At 68.5% G+C, this 2851-nt stretch carries 1 protein-coding gene; it reads left to right on the forward strand.

The annotated features are described in order from the left end of the window. Nucleotides 1-2851 (forward strand): DUF6531 domain-containing protein (locus EV102420_RS19150; protein ID WP_042395335.1); only part of this gene is annotated, 2851 nt, incomplete at both ends.

Raw genomic sequence — 2851 nt, forward strand, 5'->3', positions numbered from 1 at the left:
CGGCCGCAGGCGTTGCCGCGGTCGGCTCCGGCTGTGTGTTAAGCGGCATCATCGGCGGCATGCTGGCGAACGTGGCGGGCATCACGGATGACATCACGCAGGCGGCGGCGGGGCTGGGGGACAGGCTCTTTCCGCCTTCCCCGGCGGGTAACATCGCCACCGGCTCGCCGGACGTGCTGATTAACGGCCTGCCGGCGGCCCGGGCAGCGGGCAGGCTCACCCCGGCAGGGATGCCGGACCCGGCGCCGCAGTCCCCCGGCAGCTTCGCCGATTACGGCGGGATGCTGCTCGCTGCCGCCGGACAGATGGGCAGTGAGATGTGGCAGCCCACCGTCGCATCCGCCGCCCCGGGCACCACGCCGCTGGAAGAGGACCGGGTGCTCTGCGACAAACATTCAGGGCCTCAGTATCTGGCGGAAGGGTCTGACAGCGTGTTTATCAACGGCCAGCCCGCGGTGCGCACCGGGGACCGCACCACCTGCGAGGGCACCGTCTCGGGCGCATCGCCGAACGTCATCATCGGCGGCGGGACACTGCGGGTGCGGGATATCCGCAGCGGGAAGGTGCCGGGGCTGACCCTGGCGATGGTGGCCCTGTCGCTCATCCGCGGCCGCCCCGGCACCTTCCTGAAAAACATGCCCTGTGCGCTGGCCGCCGCCGGGGGCGGGATGCTGGCGGATATGGCTGTTAACGCGGTGTTTGCCTCCCCGCACCCGGTGCATGCCGCCACCGGGGTGAAGGTGCTTAATGACGACAGTGAGTGTGATTTCTTCCTGCCGGGGCGCTTTCCCCTGCGCTGGCAGCGGAGCTATAACAGCCTGAACACCCGCGGGGGGCTGTTCGGTCCGGGCTGGGCGACCGCGTTTGACAGTTATCTCACGCTGCATGAGGGGGAGGTGACATGGTGGGATGAGACCGGGCGCGAACTGCGCTTTATGCTTCCCCCGCCTGACCAGGTACTGTACAGCATCAGCGAGGGGGTGATGGTCCGCCGCAATGCGCATGGCGACGTGGTGATTGCTGACGAGGACGGTGCCGTCTGGCGGCTGTTTAAACCTGTGCGTGCTGACCCGACCCTGCTCCGGCTGGCCTCGCTCAGCGATGAGTACGGCAACGCCCTGGAAACGGGATGGGATGAGCAGGGCCGCCTGGTAAGTATCCATGACGAACCCCGGGCCATCAACGTCACCCTGCACTATGAGGATGAACGCTTCCCGCAGCGGGTCACCGCCGCCACGCAGTCCGGTGGGGACAGAACCTGGCCCCTGATGCGCTGGCGTTACGACGCGCGCGGTCAGCTGGCCGCCGCCACCGACGCCGCCGGGGTGACCACGCGGGAATACCGCTACAACGACCACGGCCTGCTGGTCTGGCACCGCCTGCCGGGCGGCCTGGAGAGCGAGTACCGCTGGCAGATGTTCGACCACTGGCGGGTGGTGGAGACCCGGACCCGCACCGGCGACGGCTGCCGCATCGCGTATGACCTGGATGCCGGGCTGACCACCGTGAGCCGTTACGACGGCCACACATGCCGTCACTACTGGAACGCACAGAAGCTGATTACCCGCTTTGTGGATGAGCGCGGTGAAAGCTGGCGGTATGAGTGGAACGAACACGAACAGCTGGTGCGCCGCACCGACCCCCTGGGCCATGCGGTCACCTTCGTGTATGACGACACGGGCAACCGGGTCCGGGAGACGGACGCGGACGGCAACGTCCGGGCAACGCAGTGGCTTGCACACCGCGCCCTGCCGGTGGCCGTCACAGAGCCGGACGGCACCACCACGCGCTTTTACTACGATGCGCACCACGGTCTGGCCCGCATCGTTGACGCCGCCGGGCAGAGCACGCTCCTGCACCGGGATGAGTATGGCCTGGTGGTGGAGGAGGTGGACGCCGCCGGAAACAGCCGTCACCGGGAGTATAACGACGCGGGGCAGGTTGTCCGCGCCACGGACTGCTCCGGACGGGTGACCCGCTACCGCCGGCATCCGCTGGGCTGGCTCAGCGCGGAAATCACGGCAGACGGGGAAGAGACCCGCTACGGTTACGACCCGGCAGGCCGTCCGGTGCTGCTGGCGCGGGCAGAGGGGTGGCAGGAGCGCCTGGCCTGGAACAGACAGGGCCTGCCGGTGGCGCACGAGGGGGCCGACGGCAAACGCAGCACCCTGGATTACGATGAGGCCGGGCGGCTGGTCTGCACCACGAACCCGCAGGGCGGGACGGTGCGCCGTCATTGGGACAGCCGGGGCCGCCTTACTGCGCTGGAGAATGAAAACGGGGAGGCGTACCGGTTCCGCCGGGGTGCTGACTCGCTGCTGCTGGAAGAGGCGGGGCCGGACGGGGGCATCACCCGCCACGGGTATGATGCCTGCGGACGCACCGTGTCACGCACCTTCGCCGCCGGACATCCGCAGGCCATCACCCACACCTTCGCCTGGAGCCCGGGCGGGCAGCTGTTAACCCGTACCACGCCGGAGGGCCGGACCCGCTACCATTACACCCCGTCAGGGCTTTTAAGCCGGATTACACTGCACCCCGCCCTGGCGGAGAACGCCTGGAGCCGCGAGGCGGAGCAGGAGCTCTGCCTGGAGTACGACGCCCTGGGTCGCTTGACGCGCGAAACAGGTGAGCACGGGGAACTGGCGTGGCAGTACGACGCCTCCGGCAACTGCACATCGGTACAGCTGCCGGACGGGCGTAAGCTGAAGCAGCATTATTACGGCAGCGGGCATCTGCTGGGCATCGCCCTGGACGGCCTGGCGGTGACGGACTTCACCCGCGACGAACTGCACCGGGAGGTCAGCCGCACCCAGGGGCGGCTCACCACCCGCAGCGGCTATGACCGCCT

It is taken from the genome of Pseudescherichia vulneris NBRC 102420 (assembly GCF_000759795.1).
GTDB lineage: Bacteria > Pseudomonadota > Gammaproteobacteria > Enterobacterales > Enterobacteriaceae > Pseudescherichia > Pseudescherichia vulneris.